This is a genomic window from Sphingomonas aquatilis (assembly GCF_014196115.1).
In the GTDB taxonomy this organism is placed as follows: domain Bacteria; phylum Pseudomonadota; class Alphaproteobacteria; order Sphingomonadales; family Sphingomonadaceae; genus Sphingomonas; species Sphingomonas aquatilis.
This window is the reverse complement of the sequence record NZ_JACIDB010000002.1, coordinates 438,233-453,557: the sequence shown is the minus strand read 5'-3', so window position 1 is coordinate 453,557 and position 15,325 is coordinate 438,233. Positions and strand designations below refer to the sequence as shown.

At 68.8% G+C, this 15,325-nt stretch carries 14 protein-coding genes; all 14 read right to left on the bottom strand.

All coding sequences use genetic code 11. The features are described from left to right. Positions 1 to 61: 61 nt before the first annotated feature. A complete protein-coding gene (locus GGR47_RS08235; protein WP_244305206.1) occupies positions 62 to 943 on the bottom strand; it encodes a GNAT family N-acetyltransferase in 882 nt (293 codons plus the stop codon). After that, on the bottom strand, positions 940 to 1,890 hold the full coding sequence (locus GGR47_RS08230; RefSeq protein WP_147036927.1) for a polysaccharide deacetylase family protein: 951 nt from the start codon (positions 1,888 to 1,890) through the stop codon (positions 940 to 942). Before GGR47_RS08230 ends, GGR47_RS08235 begins: the two co-directional genes overlap by 4 nt. A gap of 211 nt (positions 1,891 to 2,101) precedes the next feature. Continuing rightward, entirely contained in the window at positions 2,102 to 4,918 is a 2,817-nt protein-coding gene (locus tag GGR47_RS08225; protein ID WP_147036926.1) for a DUF3857 domain-containing protein, read from the bottom strand. A gap of 368 nt (positions 4,919 to 5,286) precedes the next feature. After that, entirely contained in the window at positions 5,287 to 7,209 is a 1,923-nt protein-coding gene (uvrC, locus tag GGR47_RS08220) for an excinuclease ABC subunit UvrC (protein ID WP_147037277.1), read from the bottom strand. Positions 7,210 to 7,249: 40 nt separating this feature from the next. Then, positions 7,250 to 7,756, bottom strand: a complete 507-nt coding sequence (locus GGR47_RS08215) for a hypothetical protein (RefSeq protein WP_147037278.1) — start codon at positions 7,754 to 7,756, stop codon at positions 7,250 to 7,252. 188 nt (positions 7,757 to 7,944) lie between these two features. Beyond that, entirely contained in the window at positions 7,945 to 8,265 is a 321-nt protein-coding gene (locus GGR47_RS08210) for a DMT family transporter (protein ID WP_017979997.1), read from the bottom strand. A 247-nt stretch (positions 8,266 to 8,512) separates the two neighbouring features. After that, positions 8,513 to 9,175 (bottom strand): F0F1 ATP synthase subunit B family protein, encoded by a 663-nt coding sequence (locus GGR47_RS08205; RefSeq protein WP_147037279.1) that lies wholly within the window; start codon positions 9,173 to 9,175, stop codon positions 8,513 to 8,515. Beyond that, positions 9,168 to 9,662: a F0F1 ATP synthase subunit B family protein gene (locus GGR47_RS08200; RefSeq protein WP_017979999.1), complete on the bottom strand. Its 495-nt coding sequence runs from the start codon at positions 9,660 to 9,662 to the stop codon at positions 9,168 to 9,170. Before GGR47_RS08200 ends, GGR47_RS08205 begins: the two co-directional genes overlap by 8 nt. A 69-nt stretch (positions 9,663 to 9,731) precedes the next feature. After that, positions 9,732 to 9,959: a F0F1 ATP synthase subunit C gene (locus GGR47_RS08195; protein ID WP_038662560.1), complete on the bottom strand. Its 228-nt coding sequence runs from the start codon at positions 9,957 to 9,959 to the stop codon at positions 9,732 to 9,734. A 47-nt stretch (positions 9,960 to 10,006) separates the two neighbouring features. Next, positions 10,007 to 10,798, bottom strand: coding sequence for a F0F1 ATP synthase subunit A (locus GGR47_RS08190; RefSeq protein WP_017980001.1), 792 nt, complete (start codon positions 10,796 to 10,798; stop codon positions 10,007 to 10,009). 38 nt (positions 10,799 to 10,836) lie between these two features. Beyond that, entirely contained in the window at positions 10,837 to 11,163 is a 327-nt protein-coding gene (locus tag GGR47_RS08185) for an AtpZ/AtpI family protein (RefSeq protein WP_017980002.1), read from the bottom strand. A gap of 395 nt (positions 11,164 to 11,558) precedes the next feature. Further along, the gene (locus tag GGR47_RS08180; protein WP_147037444.1) at positions 11,559 to 11,933 is read right to left on the bottom strand and encodes a YdbL family probable chaperone protein; all 375 of its coding nucleotides are present in this window, start codon (positions 11,931 to 11,933) and stop codon (positions 11,559 to 11,561) included. Further along, positions 11,933 to 12,136 carry a YnbE family lipoprotein gene (locus GGR47_RS08175; RefSeq protein ID WP_017980004.1) on the bottom strand — a complete coding sequence of 68 codons (204 nt, stop codon included), beginning with the start codon at positions 12,134 to 12,136 and terminating at the stop codon, positions 11,933 to 11,935. Before GGR47_RS08175 ends, GGR47_RS08180 begins: the two co-directional genes overlap by 1 nt. A 2-nt stretch (positions 12,137 to 12,138) precedes the next feature. Beyond that, positions 12,139 to 15,309, bottom strand: coding sequence for an intermembrane phospholipid transport YdbH family protein (locus GGR47_RS08170; protein ID WP_183949496.1), 3,171 nt, complete (start codon positions 15,307 to 15,309; stop codon positions 12,139 to 12,141). Positions 15,310 to 15,325 lie beyond the last annotated feature (16 nt).

Below are 15,325 nucleotides of genomic sequence, written 5' to 3'. Positions count from 1 at the left end.
CTCCCACCGGGAGAGGGAAGAGGCGCGCAGCGCCGAAGGGTGAGGGCGTGGCAATTCTCCTTTACCGCCGCACCGCTTTCGCCAGCGCGAGCAGCCGCGGATGGCCCATCGCCCGCTTCGCCACCGCCACCGCACCATCGAACCCCGCCAGCGCCGCCAGCGTCGCGCGATTGGACAGCGTGGGCGTCAGTACCAACAGGTCGACGCATTCCACCCCGCCGGTCGCGAACAGCCGTTTGTGCTGCCCCTCCCCTTCGGTGAAATCGAATCGCGCGAACCGATCGTGGAACAGGTCCTCGAACGCCGCCGCCTGTAGCACCGTGCCCGGCGACAGATCGCCAAAGGCCGGATCATGACCGACATAATCGTAGCGCAGCGCATGCCCCTCGACCGTGCAGCACAGATAGGCCACCGGCGCTCCACCGATGAGCAGCAGCCATGCGCGTAGGCCATCCGCCGCCGCCAGGGCGCGCAGCCGCGCGACCGCCTCGGGCGCGGCGGGCAGGCCCGAATCGAGCAACCGCTCCTGATAGGTTCGCGCCGAAATGCCGCGCGCGATCGGGTGAAAGGCATCGAAGTCCGCCGCGTCGCGATAGGTATGCACCGCCATCCCCGTCGCCGCCACCTTCTTGGTCTTACGCCGCAGCGTCGCGCGCGCTGATCCCGACAGGCTCGCCAGCCACGCCGCATGCCCGATCGACAGGTCGGTATAATAGCGCGTGTAGCGCTGGCGCTCCCGCACGATCCGTCCGCTCGCGGGAAGCGCAGCGGCGAGGGCCGCGGGCAGCGAGGTCACCAGATAGCCATCGCCCTGCGCCGGCGGCAACGCCGGCAGCGCTCCGGCCAGCACGTCATCCAGCGCCAGCGGCACGCGCACCAGATCGCGCCGCACCGTGGCGAGCGTCCGCGCACCCACCTGAAAGCGCAAGCGAATTGCGCTCACCGGCGCCGTTCCGACACCCAGTTCGACCAGGCCTGCTCCGCCTGCCGCGCCCGGCGCCGCCACAAGGCGGGGCCCAGCGGCCGGTCGTCCGCATCCAGGGCCAATACCGGCCTGTCGGCGAAATGCCGCGTCGGCAACGCCGCCGCGCATTCGGCCAGCCGCCGGCACAGCGCATCGAAGCGCCGGACATGCACGGCATTGGCATGCGTGCCCGCCCGATTGGCGAGTTCGAAGCCATGGCTGACGATCGTCACCGCCTGATGTGCCTCGGCCATCGCATGATCCAGCGCCGCCGCCGCCTCATGCCGCGACAGCGCGCACAGCTGGAATGTGCGCAGCCGCCCCGGCAATTCCTCGATCACCGTCACCGGCACCTCGACCAGCTCGCGCATCACCGGCGCGATCTGCGTCGGCGCCAGCCGGATGCGGCTCACCTGCGCCTCGCCGCCATTGTGGCTGCTGTCATAGACGAAGCCCAGATCGGCGAGCGCCCGCAGCGTGTCGTCGTTCGCGGAATAGCTGCCCGCGCGAAACGCGATCGGCGGCGGTGCGCCGGCCGCGACCAGCAGCTCGGTCGCGGTGACGAGCAGGGCGCGCTGTTCGTCGGCGCCATATTCGTGCAGCTGGAACCGGCCGTAACGGGTCTTGCGATCGCTCTCGTCGGCCCCGCGCCAATTGGGGTGGATGTGCAGTTGCACCTCCTGCCCCGCCGCCAGAATCGTCTCCACCATCCGCCGCACCGGATCGATGCCGAAGACCAGCGCCGGCATCGGATCGACGAAGAAACACGCCTTCAGCCCGTGGCGGGCCAATTGCGCCAGTTGAAAGGACAGCCCCACCCCCGCCGGCTCGATCGAACGGGCATAGATCGTATCGACGTCATATCCCGCGGCATAATGGCGCCACGCGAATTCGACATCGACGGTCAGGAAGACGGAGGTCGTCATCCCCTCCGCCCTATCCGCCGCCGATGAACAAATGCCTAGGCCGGATCATATTTCAGACCAAAATGGCCGTAACAAATTATGTCTCGGCCGCTCTTGCGTCGCCCCACCATCGGCTTGCCATGCGCCGATCACGCAAAACCACCATCATGGACCCGCTTGATCGCGGAGGGCGACTCGGAACGGTCACCCTCCCGCGTGGCGGCAAGGGCCATCACGGCTGGATGCCGTAGCGCTTGTAATCCTCGTCGATCCGCGGGTTGATCAGGCGCGCGGCGGCGAGGTCCGCCTTGCCTTCGGCCTTGCCCTGCCGCCCCAGGATCAGCCCGCGCATGTACAGGCTCGCCGCCAGCCCCGGCGCATTGTCGAGCGCGGCGTTGAGGTCGGCGAGCGCATCGTCGAAGCGGTTCATGCGAAAGAACACCATTGCCCGGCTGTCGAGCGCCGCGGTGGTCGAATCGCTCAGCTCGATCGAGCGCGTGCAATCCTTTAATGCGGTATCGAGCGCGACGTTCAGCGTGCCCTTGATCCAGCATCGGCTGTTGAGCAGCCGTGGATTACCCGGCCCTGCCGCCACCGCCTGGTCGATCGCCGCAATCGCGCCGTCCATGTCGCCGGTGCGCGCGAGCACGTCGGCCTTCAGCGCGATCATGCCCGGCTTGCTCTTGCCGCCCGCATCGATCCGTTCCTGCACCAGCTCGATCGCCGCGTCCTTTTCGCCGCGATCGGCGCGCAGCGTCGCCAGCGCCTCGACGGTATCGTCGTCCGACGGGTCGATGCCGCGCGCGGCGGTCAGATCGGCGAACGCTTTGCTGAGGTCGCCGGTCTGCCGATACAGCGCGGCGCGCCGGGTATAGGTGCTGGCATCGGGCGTGATCGCGATCGCGCGCGTCAGATCGGCGATCGCCTTGGGCCGGTCGTACGTCTGCTCATAGAACCAGGCGCGATTGGTATAGACCTCCGCCTCGTCGGGCTGGTCGGCAACGCCGCGATCGTACAGCGCGGCAAGCTTGGCGAACCCACCGGCGCGTTTCGTCGCCTCCACCCGGGCGGGCAGGTTGGGCAGATCGGCGGGCGCGACGACGCTCAGCAACCGGTTCTTGGCGGCGCTGATCGCGGCCCGATTGGCGGCGATCTCGTTCGCGGGCACTTCGGCGCCCGACAGGACCGAGCGGTCGTCGATCGTCACCACGCCATTCGCCTCCGCGACGGTCCGCGTCACCGTCACCCCCGCCATCGGCTTGGCGAAGCTGCGATCGCCCTCCAACGTATAACCCTTGCCGCTATCGGGCAGGCGGATACGGGTCAGGCTGCGATAATAGGCCCCGTCGCCCGTCGCGACCGGCATCGCCGCCCAGGCCGCGCGCGCACGATCGGGTTCGAAGGTCATGCCCGCCACCGTCCGGTCGATCACGCTGCGATAGCGTTGATCGACGCGATTCCAGTCGGGATAGGCGATGCCGGTGACGGTCACGGTGGCCAGGCCCGTCGCGGCGTCATATTTCAGCGTGCGATCGACCACGGTCGCGGAGCCAATGATCCCCTGCGTCATCTTGTCCGCCATCTTGCGGATATCCTCGCGGCTCGCCTGCGCTTGTGCCGCCTGCAGCATCTGGCCAATGCGACCGCGCAGGTTGACCGTCGCGGTCAGCACCGCCGGCAGATCGACACCCGCACTCTCATCCAGATCGATCGTCGCCTCGATATGCGGCCGCGCCGGCGTGCGCATCGGCAGCGCGAGCAGCGGCGCCCCCGCCGCACGCACCGGCAGCGTCCAGCGGAACGGCGGCGTATCGCGCAAGTCGGCCAGCCGGGCGCCGGCATCGGTGCCATCCAGCCACAAGGTTTCGCCGTTCACGCTCGCGCGCACCAGGATATGGTCGAACGCGCCGGGCGTCGGCAGGCGATCGGGTAGCAGATCGCCCAGCTTGCTGCTCGCCAGTACCGGCTCCGCCTCAATATCCAGCGCCCGCAGGATCGACAGCAGCAGAAGGGTCTTCGCCTTGCAGTCGCCGTAGCGCAGCTGCCACGTCTGCGCCGGGCTCTGCGGCTTGTAATTGCCTTGGTCCATGCCGTTGAACAGATAGCGGACCTGTTCCTGCACCAGTTGCAGCGCCGCCGCGGTGCGCTGCATCGGGTCGCTGCTCGCCGCCTTGATCTTCGCGACCTCCGCGGACAGCGCCGGATCGGCGGCGATCAGCCCATCGGTCGTATAGAGCGGCGCCATCACCTTCGACACCGCCGCCCAGTCGGCAAAGCTCGTCGCCTCCAGCAGCCCCAGCCGCTGGAACCGCACCGGCGCGTCATTGGGCAGGTCGGGCTGCTTGGCGAGCGGCAGCGGCACGCTGATCTCGCGATAGCCGCCGGCAACGCTCTCCACCGGCTTGGGCGCCTCGGCATAGAGTTTCCAGCGCACCTGATCCGTCGCCGGCCACAGCACGCGGGCCCGCGCATAGCCGATCTTCAGCGGCGCCGACGGCAGCGGCTGGAAGCCCTGCATCGCGCCCTGCAAGACCGCGTCCTTGCGCGTGATCGAGACGACGACGTGCAGGATATCGCCGACGCGCAGGCCCTCCACCGCCATCGTCGCGGTCAGCATGCCGTCCAGCTGGCGCTGTTCCAGCTTCTGTTCGCGACGCAGCACGTCGAACCCCGCCTTGGCGCCAGCCGCGTTCGCCTTCAGCAGGTCGATACGCTCGGGCCCGCGGATGATCTCGGCGCGGTGGACGATCAGGTCGCCCGCCGCCGGCTGCCATTGCAGGCTGACCGTCCCCGCCTGCCCCAGCATCTCGGCCGTCGCGATCCGCGTCGCGGTATCGGTATATTGCCACACCGTGCCGCCCTCCAGCCGCTGCTGGTTGTCGAGCACCATCAGCACCGGCGAATCTGGCGTGACGCTGGCGGGATCGACCGCCGGCGCCGGCTTCACCCAGGCCGGCACCGGCTGGTACAGCACCTTGTCGGCCGCCTGCGCCGCCCAACTGGTCGACCCGAACAGCGCCACCAGCGCCAGTCGCCGCATCTTCATCATAATCCCCCCTGCCATCCCAAAAGCAGATGACGTCACACCACACGCGTTCGTGCTGAGCCTGTCGAAGCACGCCCCTCCCCAAGCATGACGCTCGCGGCGACGGGCCCTTCGACAGGCTCAGGGCGAACGGTGCAAGCGATCACCCCCGGATGACCCCCGCCCCCGATATCGATCAGTCTAGCGACCCACGGTGCAGCGGCAACGCAGAAAAGATGAGGATGCGGTGGAAGAGCACGTATCGCTCTTCTTCGTCACCCCGGACTTGGTCCGGGGTCCACTCTGCGGCGAGGGGGATGGCTAGAGGCTCTACCGCCCCCTAGCGGCCTAGTGGACCCCGGACCGAGTCCGGGGTGACGGGGGGAGTTACATCACCGCGCGTGGTAGAAGTCGTACACCTGCTGCGCGACGCCCGCCGACACGCCCGGCGCCTTCTTCAAATCCTCCAGGCTCGCGTTGCGCACCGCGCGGCCGGTGCCGAAGTGCATCAGCAGCGCCTTCTTGCGTGCGGGGCCGATGCCGGGCACCTCGTCCAGCGGGCTTGCGCCGATCGCCTTCGCGCGCTTGTCGCGATGCGCGCCGATGACGAAGCGGTGGACCTCGTCGCGCAGCCGCTGGAGGTAGAACAGCACCGGCGCATTGACCGGCAGCTGGAATTCGCGCCCGTCGAGCAGGTGGAACACCTCGCGCCCCTCGCGGCCGTGGTGCGGGCCCTTGGCGATGCCGACCAGGCACACGTCCTCGATGCCCAGATCCTCCAGCACCGCCTTCGCCGCGCCCAGCTGCGGCTTGCCGCCGTCAATCAGGACGAGGTCGGGCCATGTCCCGTCGTCACGGTCGGGCGCTTCCTCCAGCTGGCGGGCGAAGCGGCGGCGGAAGACCTCGCGCATCATGCCGACGTCGCTGTCGGTCGCCGCCTCATTCCCCTTGATGTTCCATTTGCGATACTGGCCCTTGCGGAACCCCTCCGGCCCCGCGACGATCATCGCACCCACGGCGTTGCTGCCCTGGATGTGGCTGTTGTCGTAGATTTCGATGCGGTCGGGCGGGTCGCCCAGGTCGAACAGCTCCGCCACCTCGCGCAGCAATTTCGCCTGCGTCGTGCTCTCCGCCAGCCGCCGCTCCAGCGCCTCGATCGCATTGCGCTTGGCCTGATCCATCAGCCGGCGCCGGTCGCCGCGCTGGGGCACCGACAGCGCGACCTTATAGCCTGCGCGCTCGCCCAGCGCCTCGCCCAGCAGCGCGCCCTCGCCCAGCTCGCGGTCGAGCAGGATCGTCTTGGGCGGCGGCACCTCTTCGTAGAATTGGGTGAGGAAGCTCGCCAGCACCTCATCCTCTGGCACGTCGTTGGTGTGCTGCGGGAAGAAGCTGCGATGCCCCCAATTCTGGCCGCCGCGGATGAAAAACGCCTGGATGCCGATCACCCCGTCCTTGCACGCCAGCGCGAAGACGTCGGCATCGCCCACGCCCTCCGCATTGATCGCCTGCGTGCCCTGCACGAACGTCAGCGCCTTCAACCGGTCGCGCAGCAGCGCGGCCAGTTCGAAGTCCATATTCTCCGCCGCCGCCTGCATCTGCGCGCCGAGCTTGGCCTGCACCTTGGTCGACTTGCCGGCCAAGAAGTCGCGGCAGTCGTCGACCAGCTCCTTGTACCCGTCCTTGTCGATCCGCCCGACGCACGGTGCCGAGCAGCGCTTGATCTGGTACAGCAGGCACGGCCGGTCGCGCGTCTTGAAGAAGCCATCGGTACAACTGCGCAGCAGGAACAGCTTCTGGAGCGCATTCAGCGTGTTGTTGACGCTGCCCGCACTGGCGAACGGCCCATAGTAATTGCCCGGCGCCCGCCGCGCCCCGCGATGCTTCTGCACGCGCGGGAAATCATGGTCGCCACGCAGCAGAATGAACGGGAAGCTTTTATCGTCGCGCAGCAGCACGTTGTAGGCAGGGCGATAGCGCTTGATGAGCTGCGCCTCGAGCAGCAGCGCCTCCGCCTCGTTGTTCGTCGTGACGATCGTCATCGACCGCGTCTGCGCGATCATCCGCTGCAGCCGCTTGGTGAGGCCCTTCACCTGCGTGTAATTCGCCACGCGCTGCTTCAGCGAGCGCGCCTTGCCGACGTACAGCACGTCGCCCTTGGCATCGTGCATGCGATAGACGCCGGAGCGCGTCGGCAGCGTTTGCAACACGTTACGGATCGCGGCGACCCCCGCCTCAATATCGGGGATATCCGATCCGCGGACGGCGTAGGTGGCGCGTTCTTCGTTGAATCGATCGGGCGGACCGTAGGACGACATGCCGGCCCATGTAGGAGTCGGCCGGGGTCGGGGCTAGAGGTTAACGCCCGCTCGGCAGTCCCTTGCGCGACACCGGTGGCGGCGCGCCACCGCCCAGCGCGGCGAGATCATAGGCGAGCTTACCCATCAGCTCCGCCGTCATCTGCCCGCCGCTCAATGGCGCGAGCCGGCGCAGCGACAGCGCCTGGAACTTCGACAGATTCTCATCGTCGCTCAGGCCCGGCATATCTGTATCGAGCACCGCCTTCGCGCGGGGGTCGGCGAGCAGGTCGACGATCGGCGTGTCGAGCGAGAAATGCGCGCGGGATGCCGGTGCGGCTGCCGCCGGGGTTAGCGCGTCCGTCGGCGCCGGCGGCGATTCATTCGCGGTATCGGGCTTGGCCTCGACCGGTTGCGCCTCGGGCTTCGGCGCGTCTTCGGTTGCGGCTTTGGATTCGGCCGGGGCGGTGACCGTCTCGTCCGCCGGGATGTCGAGCGAGAATTTCCCCGCACGGTCCGCCGCCTGCGTCTGGGTTCCGATCAACAGCAACGACAGCAGGATCGACATGGCTACACCTCACCTCGCGCCGTGGCGCATGCGAGATGTGTACCGCGCCACACTCCCCGCGTCACCCCGGACTTGGCCCGGGGTCCACCGGGCCATAAGGGGGCGGCAAGCGGCTCCAGCCATCCCCTCGCCGCGGGGTGGACCCCGGACCAAGTCCGGGGTGACGGCAGGGGTGGGGCCATCGCCCCTCACGCCTGCGCGAACAGCTTCGTCCCCACGATTCCCACCACGGTCACCGCCATGAAGCACGCCTGCACCAGGCTCACCTTGTCGCCGAACAGCAGCACGCCGCCGATGATCACACCCACCGCGCCGCAACCGGTCCACACCGCATAAGCGGTGCCGGCGGGCAAGCCGCGCATCGCCAGCGCGAGCAGCCCCATATTCACGAACGACAGCACGATCGGCACCGCCGACGCCTGCCACGTCGCCAGCGTCGCCGCCCATTTCAGACTGAGCGCCCAGCAGATTTCGGTAAAGACGGCGATTGCGAGGATAAGCCACGACATCGGATTGCTCCTGTGCGGGCTCGGACAGATGGGACGGCGCCGGAAACCCGTGAAGAGACGCACGTCGGAAAAGACAGTCCTCCCCTGCCAGGGGCAGGTGGCAGCGCGTCAGCGCTGACGGAGGGGGAGGATACGGTGAGGCCCGCCGTGCCCAATCCAGGCGCCGCGCCGGCGGAAACGCCCCCTCCACCACGGCCTGTCGGCCGCGGTCCCCCTCCCCCCGCTGACGCGAGGGAGGATCGAGAGGTCAGTTCGGCCGGCCCAATCCGGCGATCGAGCGATCGATCATCGCGCGATCGGCATCGGCGTCGAGCGTTTCGGCGATCACCAGCGCTGCCGCCTTGGACGCGGTCTCCGCCGCCAGCGCGCGGACTTCGGCAATCGCGGCGCGTTCGGCGGCGGCGATCTTGTCCTCGGCGCGCTTGGTGCGGCGGGCCATCAGCTCCTCCGCATCGTGCTTGGCCTTGGCGATGATCTGGTTCGCCTCGGCCTGGGCATGCGCGCGCATCGTCGCGGCGTCGGCTTCGGCGGCCTTGGCCTTCGCCTCATATTCGCCGCGCAGCCGCTCGGCCTCGGCGCGCAGCGCCTTGGCTTCGTCGAGCTGGGCGCGCACGCCGGCGATCTGCTTGTCGAGGCTTGCGGCGATCTTTGCCGGCACCTTCACGAACAGCATGCCGATCAGCACGACCAGCGCGGCGATCCCGACCCAGCCGGTGGTGTTCAGGCCAAGCGCTTTCGGCTCCTCGACGTGATGCGCCGCGGGTTCGGAGACGTTGGCGGTCAGCTGGCTGCCGTCCCGCACGTTCTGCGTCTGCAACCCTTGCGCGGTCGCGGCATCGGCAAGATTGGCGGCGACGGCGGCATCGCCCGCATCACCGGCCGGCGTGTTCTGGGGGGCGGCCTCAGCCATGCGCGTTGCTCCTACGCACCGCGTCCGCGGCGGCATCGATGCCGACGGTCAGGCCCGACACCTTGGCCACCAGATCCTGCGTCACCTCGGCGGCAACCGCCTGCAGGTTCAGCATCGCCTGCGCCTTGGCATTGCCGACCGCGAGGTCGTGATGCGCGAGACGTTCGGCGAGTTCGACGTCGATCGATTTGATCTGGCTTTCGGTCGCCTTGACCGCCTGCGCCTTGGCGGCGGTGGTCTCGGCATGCGCCGCAGCGCGCGCCTCGTCCATCTTGGCGCGCCAGGCCGCTTCGACCTGGTCGGCGGCGAGGCGGGCCTGTTCGGCCGCGGCAAGGTCGCCCGCGATCTGGCCTTCACGCGCGTCCACGGTCGCCATGACCTTAGGGACCATCATCTTGCCGATCCCGAAATACAGGATGCCGAAGGTGATGAGCAGCCAGAAGATCTGCGAAGCGTAGGTGGCGGCGATCTGCGAAATCTGAGGCATCGAAACCCTTTAGCGCGACCTCGAACGATCCGCCGGACGCGAATATGCGCCCGGCGAACGCATCCGATGTTAGGCGACGAACAGCAGGATGATCATCGTCACGAAGGCGAGCAGGCCGAGCAGCTCGGCGCCCGCGAAACCGATGAACAGACGGCCCTGCTGGCTGTCCGCCGCACCCGGATTGCGCAGCGCGCCTTCGAGGAACTTGGCGAACACGTTGCCCACGCCCAGCGAGGCAAGGCCCATGCCGATCGCGGCCAGGCCGGCGCCGATCATCTTGGCGGCTTCTGCGTCCATGTCAAAACTCCCGTATCAAACAGTTGGGTTGAAACTAAAAACGAAACTCAGTGCAGGTTGACGGCGTCGTTCAGATACACGCTCGTCAGCAGCGCAAAGACATAGGCCTGGATCGCGGCGACCAGCAGCTCGAGCAGCGTGATGCCGATCATCAGCACGAAGCTGGGCAGCGACACGAGCAGGCCATAGCCGACGCCCAGGTTCATGCCGGTGATCACGAAGGCGGCCAGCACCTTCAGCAGGATGTGCCCCGCGGTCATCGCGACGAACAGTCGCAGACCCAGCGAGAAGGGGCGCACCAGGAAGCTCATCAGCTCGACGATGAAGATCAGCGGGATCATCAGCGGCGGCGTGCCGTGCGGCACGAACAGGCTGAAGAAGTGGAAGCCATGCTTGCCGAAGCCCACGATCAGCACGATCGAGAAGCTGATGATCGCCAGCACGCCGGTGACGGTCAGGTGGCTGGTGACGGTGAACGGATGCCAGCCCGGCACGACGCCGACCGGCGACAGGCCCCACAGGTTGGCGAACAGGATGAACATGAACAGCGAGAAGACGTAGGGCACGAAACGCTTGCCCGCCGGCCCGACGTTCGACGTCAGCATGTTCGACACGAAGCCGGTGAAGCCTTCGACCGCGGCCTGCCAGCGGCCAGGGACGAGCTCGCGCTTCATCCCGCCCAGCATGAACAGCCACAGGCTGACCAGCGTCACGACCATCCACAACGCGGAGTTGGTGAACGAGATGTCGTATCCCGCGACGACCCAATGCCGACCGAACAGGGGTTCGATCAGGAACTGGTGCATCGGATCGATTCTGCTGCCCGATTCTGCCGCCACGTGTGGCCTTTCGCTCCCTGATACGACAAACGCCCGGTTTACTCCGGGCGCTCGCCTGCAATCCGTAAGATCTGCCTGAACGCGACCGCAATTCCGAGGAACAGCATCACGATCAGCGCCCATGGGGTCGTGCCGAACCAACGGTCGATACACCAGCCGATCAGGGCACTGCCGACGAGGCTTCCGATCAAAGCGGCGAGCACGCGATTGCCGAGCGAATATCCCGCATCGGCCGTCGGCGCCCCCTGCCCCGTCCGCAGCGCTTCGGCGTGCCGGGCTTCCCTCAACCGCTCGTCGAGCGCGGAAAGCCGCGGATCCTCCGCGCTGGTGAAGTCTCGTCCGGTATCGTCATCCGCCACGCGCATCCCCTCGCCTGTATCGTTCAACCGGGGGAGAAAGCGCGCAGGGCGACCGATCCCGCCAAGGCGTGGTCCGTTTAGGTGGGGGTGCCGAGGGTGTCAACCGGTGAGTAACCCACAAGCAATTCCTCCCCCGCCAGGGGGAGGGGCGTCCTCAAACCACCGTTCGCCCTGAACCTGTCGAAGGGCGCGTTGCCACGAGCGTCACGCTTGCGGAGAGCCGCCCTTCGACAGGCTCAGGGCGAACGGAACACAGATTCGTCCGCGCCTCGGGCGATCACTTGCGCCGCCCTCACCCTTCCGCGCCTTTGGCGCTCCCTCCCTCTCCCGGCGGGAGAGGGAAGGGGCCCGCCCGGCGCAGCCGGGTGGGAAGGGTGAGGGTCGACAGCGGCTCTACCGCGTCACTTACACCGCCCGTCCAGCTCCGGCGTGCCGGTATTTTCCTTCCACTGGCCCGACGGCGTCTTGTACATCTCGCCCACCGGCACGCGCGCGACGAGGTTGCAGCCGGTGGTGAAGGCGAATTGCTCGACCGTCGAACCATTGGCCTGCGCGCTCTGCGTATAGGCCGCCTTGCGCTTGATGTTGATGTCGCGGACCAGCGCCTGGATCGCAGGGCCGCCCTTCACCACGCCGAGATAGCCGTCGGGCTGTTCGCCGACTTCCTTTGCCTCGCGCGCCGCCGCATAGGCGGGGTCGCGCTGCGCGAACGCCGCGCCCGACAGGCCCGCCAGCGCCACGGCGGCGGCTCCGATCATCATCATGGTCTTGGTCATCAGAAAATCCCCGGTTGCTTGTCGATCAGCGCCTTCGCCTCGCCGTCCAGGCGGTACACCACCTGCTGCGTGACGCTGATGTTGAGGTTGATCTGGATCGGCTTTTCGGGTGCGGACACGTTGATGCAGCCGCCCAGCGTCGCCGCCATACCGATCCCGGCCATCCCCATCGCGATCCGCAATGTCGTGATTCGCTTCACCATCTTCAATCCTGTTTCGGTTGTGGCACGGGTGCGCTTGCGGGAGGCTGAATGACCGCCTTGCGCCGTTCGCGGTCGATCAGCTGGGGCAGCAGGCGACTCGGGTCGTAGAAGCTTTGCGCACTGTCCAGCAGCCCGCGGAACGGCGCCTTGATCGTGATGTTGAACACGAAGGGCAGCTTTTGCAGCCGGCGGACGATGAAATTGCTCTTCGCGCCTTCGCCCTGCGTCACTCCGGCAAAGCGCACCGCGGTCACCATCTCGCCCGCCAGGGGGCCGTTCATGGATATGGTGAGGTTGCGATAGCGCAGCGATTTGAGCGCCTGGAACGCGATATTGCCCCAGATGCCCAGATCCTTCTGCGTCAGGTCGCCGACATAGGCGATGCTGCCCCCGCCCGGCCGCACCGTCAGCCGCCCGCCCTCGATCCGCCCGCCGTTGTCATCGAAGATCATCGGCAGCTCGCCGTCGAAGATGCCGGTGGCGTCGAGGTTCTTGAAATCGAACTGCTGGAGGAACTGGTCCGCCGCCACCCCGTCCAGACGGAAGGTCAGCCGCCGCTGGCCCGCCTGCGCGAAATCGAGCGTCGTCGGCAACAGCGTCATCGTGCCGCCCGCGAACGGCCAGACGCCGCTGTCGATCTGCACGCGCTGTTCGGGCAGCAATTGGTAGACGATCGTGCCGTCGGTCACGGCGATGCCGGGGTTGATCGTCTTCACCGTCGCCACCTGCGCCGGCGCGCTCGCCAGGCTGAGCAGGTCGCTGAAATGGATCGTCGTGCTCAGCCCCGACACCGGGCCGAACGCCGCGGCCAGCGCCGCATCCTTCGTCGCGAAGGTGCCGGTGGAGGTGACGCCGTCGGGCGTCCAGCCGATATGCGCATCGCCGGTGACGGTCGCACGCACTTCGGCGACGACGCCGAAGGTCAGCCGGGTCAGCAGGTCGGGCTGAAAATCCTTGGTGAAGACGATGCCCGGCACCGTGAGATCGGCGGTGCCCGCCCCCGCCGACAGACGATGGACGATGCGCACGTCGGCGACCTTCACCGCCTTCGTCGGCTCGTACAACGTGCCCCCCGCGGTGATCGTGCCATCGGCGAGGCGCAGCGTGACATCGCGCGCCGCGAGCGTCTTGAAGCGCGGATCGGGCGCGGCATCGTCGACCGTCATCGCGCCGGTCAGCGCCAGCACGCCGCCGCGCAGGTTCCAGTCGCCCGCCGCCGCGCCCAGCAGCAGCGGCACGTTGCCGATCTGGCCCGATCCGCCGGCGAACTGACCGGCGACACCGCCACCCGCGATCCGGCCGGTCAGCTGCCCCAGATCGATCCGCGTCACACGCTCCGGACTGCCCAGCCGCGCCGCGACGCCGCTCAGGGCGAACCCGTTATCCTCCAGCCGCAACTCGCTGCCGCTCGCCGCCAGCGTCAGCGGCGTGCCGCCCAGCCGCCCGGTCAGCCGCGTCGCGGGCAGGCGCACGCCGCCGCCGATCCGCCCGCGTTCCACCGTCACCACCGCCGCCGCACCACGGCGCGGGCACACGCGCGTCCGCACAGGATCGAGCACCAGCCCCGCCACCGCGAGCCGCTGGATCGCGACGGCCACGCACCCCGGGTCGACGCGCAGCCGCCCGCGCCCGTCCCAGTCGAGATCGAGCGGCGCCTGCAACCCGTCGATCCGCCCGTCGCCCAGCGGCCCGCTAAGGTCGATCCGCGTCGTGATCCGCGTCACGCCGCCACTGCCCGCGCTGAACGTCACCGGGGCCAGCGCCAGCCTCGCCCCACCCGCGGCATAAGGCGCGACGATCGCCCGTCCGCGGATCGGCGCCCCCGCGCGCGCCTGCGCCAGCTGCACGTCCGCCTGCGGCAGGCCACCGCCGGCGATCTGCACCGCGGTATCGATATGCACGCGCGCCTGCGGCCAGCCGTATGCGATGCCGCTGCCGCCCCCCAGCCGCAGTCGCGCGCCGCTCGCCGCCGCCAGCGCCGCGCGCGTCACGCGCAGCTGGCCGCTGCCACCCGCTTGCCGCACCGCCAGATCGGCGCTGCCGTCGATCGCCTGCCCCGCTTGGCGCAGCGCCAGGCTGAGCTGCCGCACCAGCGGCGCGACCGGCGATCCCGCGCCCGTCCGGGCGTCGAGCACCGCCAGCATCCGCGGCGCGATCTGCCCGCCGGCCACCGTCACCGTACCCGCAAACAGCTGTTCCGCCCCGATTCGGTAACGCCCCTGCACCGCCAATGTGCGCGCCGCACCACCCGGCGCACGCACCGCCGATGCGGCAAGGTCCGCCCGCCCCTCGGTCGCCGTCGCATTGCCGTCGAACGTCGCCGATCCCTTCAGCGCCTTGGCGGATGCACCCGCCCCCGCCACCGCCCCGCTCGCCAGCCGCGCCGAGCCACGCCACGCATCGAACGCTGGCGACAATCGCGCGTCGATGTCGGCCGCCACGCTAGCGATGCTGTTCGTCCCGCACGCACCGCGCGCCAGCCGCACCGGCCCGGCCACCGTCGGCGCGCCCTTGGCGACCGTCACCCTCAGCGCCGCCTGCACGCCGCGCGCAACGCAATCGTTCAGCCGCAGCGTATCACCGACCAGCGCGACATTCCCCGCAAAGCCATCGTCCAGCCGCCCGCGCCCGCTGACCTTCAGCCCCAGCACGCCCGCCGGCGTCTCGACCCGCAGCCGCGCATCCTCGGCATCGACGAACAACGCCGGCAGCGCGAAGGGCGTCGCCTGGCCCGACGGCGTCGGCAGCAGCCGGTCGATCGCCCCGAACGAAAGCTTGCCGCCCACCCAGCGCGTGCGCAGCCGGACATGCCCCGCCCGCACGCCGACCACCTTGGCGCCGTCGAGCCCGATCCGCGTCTCCGCCTCCAGCCAGTCGGCGACGAGGTCAGGGTCGGCCGGATCGCCGAGCACCACATTCTTAAGCCGCTGCCGCCCCGTCCCGAAGGTGTCGATCGTATAGCGCGCCGGCACGCCCAGCTTCGCCAGTTCGCGGTCGATGACGCGCGCCGCGATCGGCCGTCGCACGCTCCACAGCGCGATCAGCGCCGCCAGCACCACCAGCGCCACGCCGAGCGCGATGCTGCGGCGCCGGCTGAACGCACCGAAGCCCCTTCGCCGGCGGGGCAGCGTCTCGCGCGGCGGGTGGGCGGCATCGTCCATCACCGCCTTCATAGGCTTGGGCCAAGCG

Bases quoted from the DNA above. Each gene is read 5' to 3' on its own strand.
- GGR47_RS08230 (WP_147036927.1), bottom strand. From the start codon at position 1,890: ATGACGACCTCCGTCTTCCTGACCGTCGATGTCGAATTCGCGTGGCGC.
- GGR47_RS08185 (WP_017980002.1), bottom strand. From the start codon at position 11,163: ATGCGCGTGGCGGATGACGATACCGGACGAGACTTCACCAGCGCGGAG.
- GGR47_RS08195 (WP_038662560.1), bottom strand. From the start codon at position 9,959: ATGGACGCAGAAGCCGCCAAGATGATCGGCGCCGGCCTGGCCGCGATC.
- GGR47_RS08225 (WP_147036926.1), bottom strand. From the start codon at position 4,918: ATGATGAAGATGCGGCGACTGGCGCTGGTGGCGCTGTTCGGGTCGACC.
- GGR47_RS08200 (WP_017979999.1), bottom strand. From the start codon at position 9,662: ATGCCTCAGATTTCGCAGATCGCCGCCACCTACGCTTCGCAGATCTTC.
- GGR47_RS08180 (WP_147037444.1), bottom strand. From the start codon at position 11,933: ATGACCAAGACCATGATGATGATCGGAGCCGCCGCCGTGGCGCTGGCG.
- GGR47_RS08170 (WP_183949496.1), bottom strand. From the start codon at position 15,309: ATGAAGGCGGTGATGGACGATGCCGCCCACCCGCCGCGCGAGACGCTG.
- GGR47_RS08175 (WP_017980004.1), bottom strand. From the start codon at position 12,136: ATGGTGAAGCGAATCACGACATTGCGGATCGCGATGGGGATGGCCGGG.
- GGR47_RS08215 (WP_147037278.1), bottom strand. From the start codon at position 7,756: ATGTCGATCCTGCTGTCGTTGCTGTTGATCGGAACCCAGACGCAGGCG.
- uvrC (WP_147037277.1), bottom strand. From the start codon at position 7,209: ATGTCGTCCTACGGTCCGCCCGATCGATTCAACGAAGAACGCGCCACC.
- GGR47_RS08210 (WP_017979997.1), bottom strand. From the start codon at position 8,265: ATGTCGTGGCTTATCCTCGCAATCGCCGTCTTTACCGAAATCTGCTGG.
- GGR47_RS08205 (WP_147037279.1), bottom strand. From the start codon at position 9,175: ATGGCTGAGGCCGCCCCCCAGAACACGCCGGCCGGTGATGCGGGCGAT.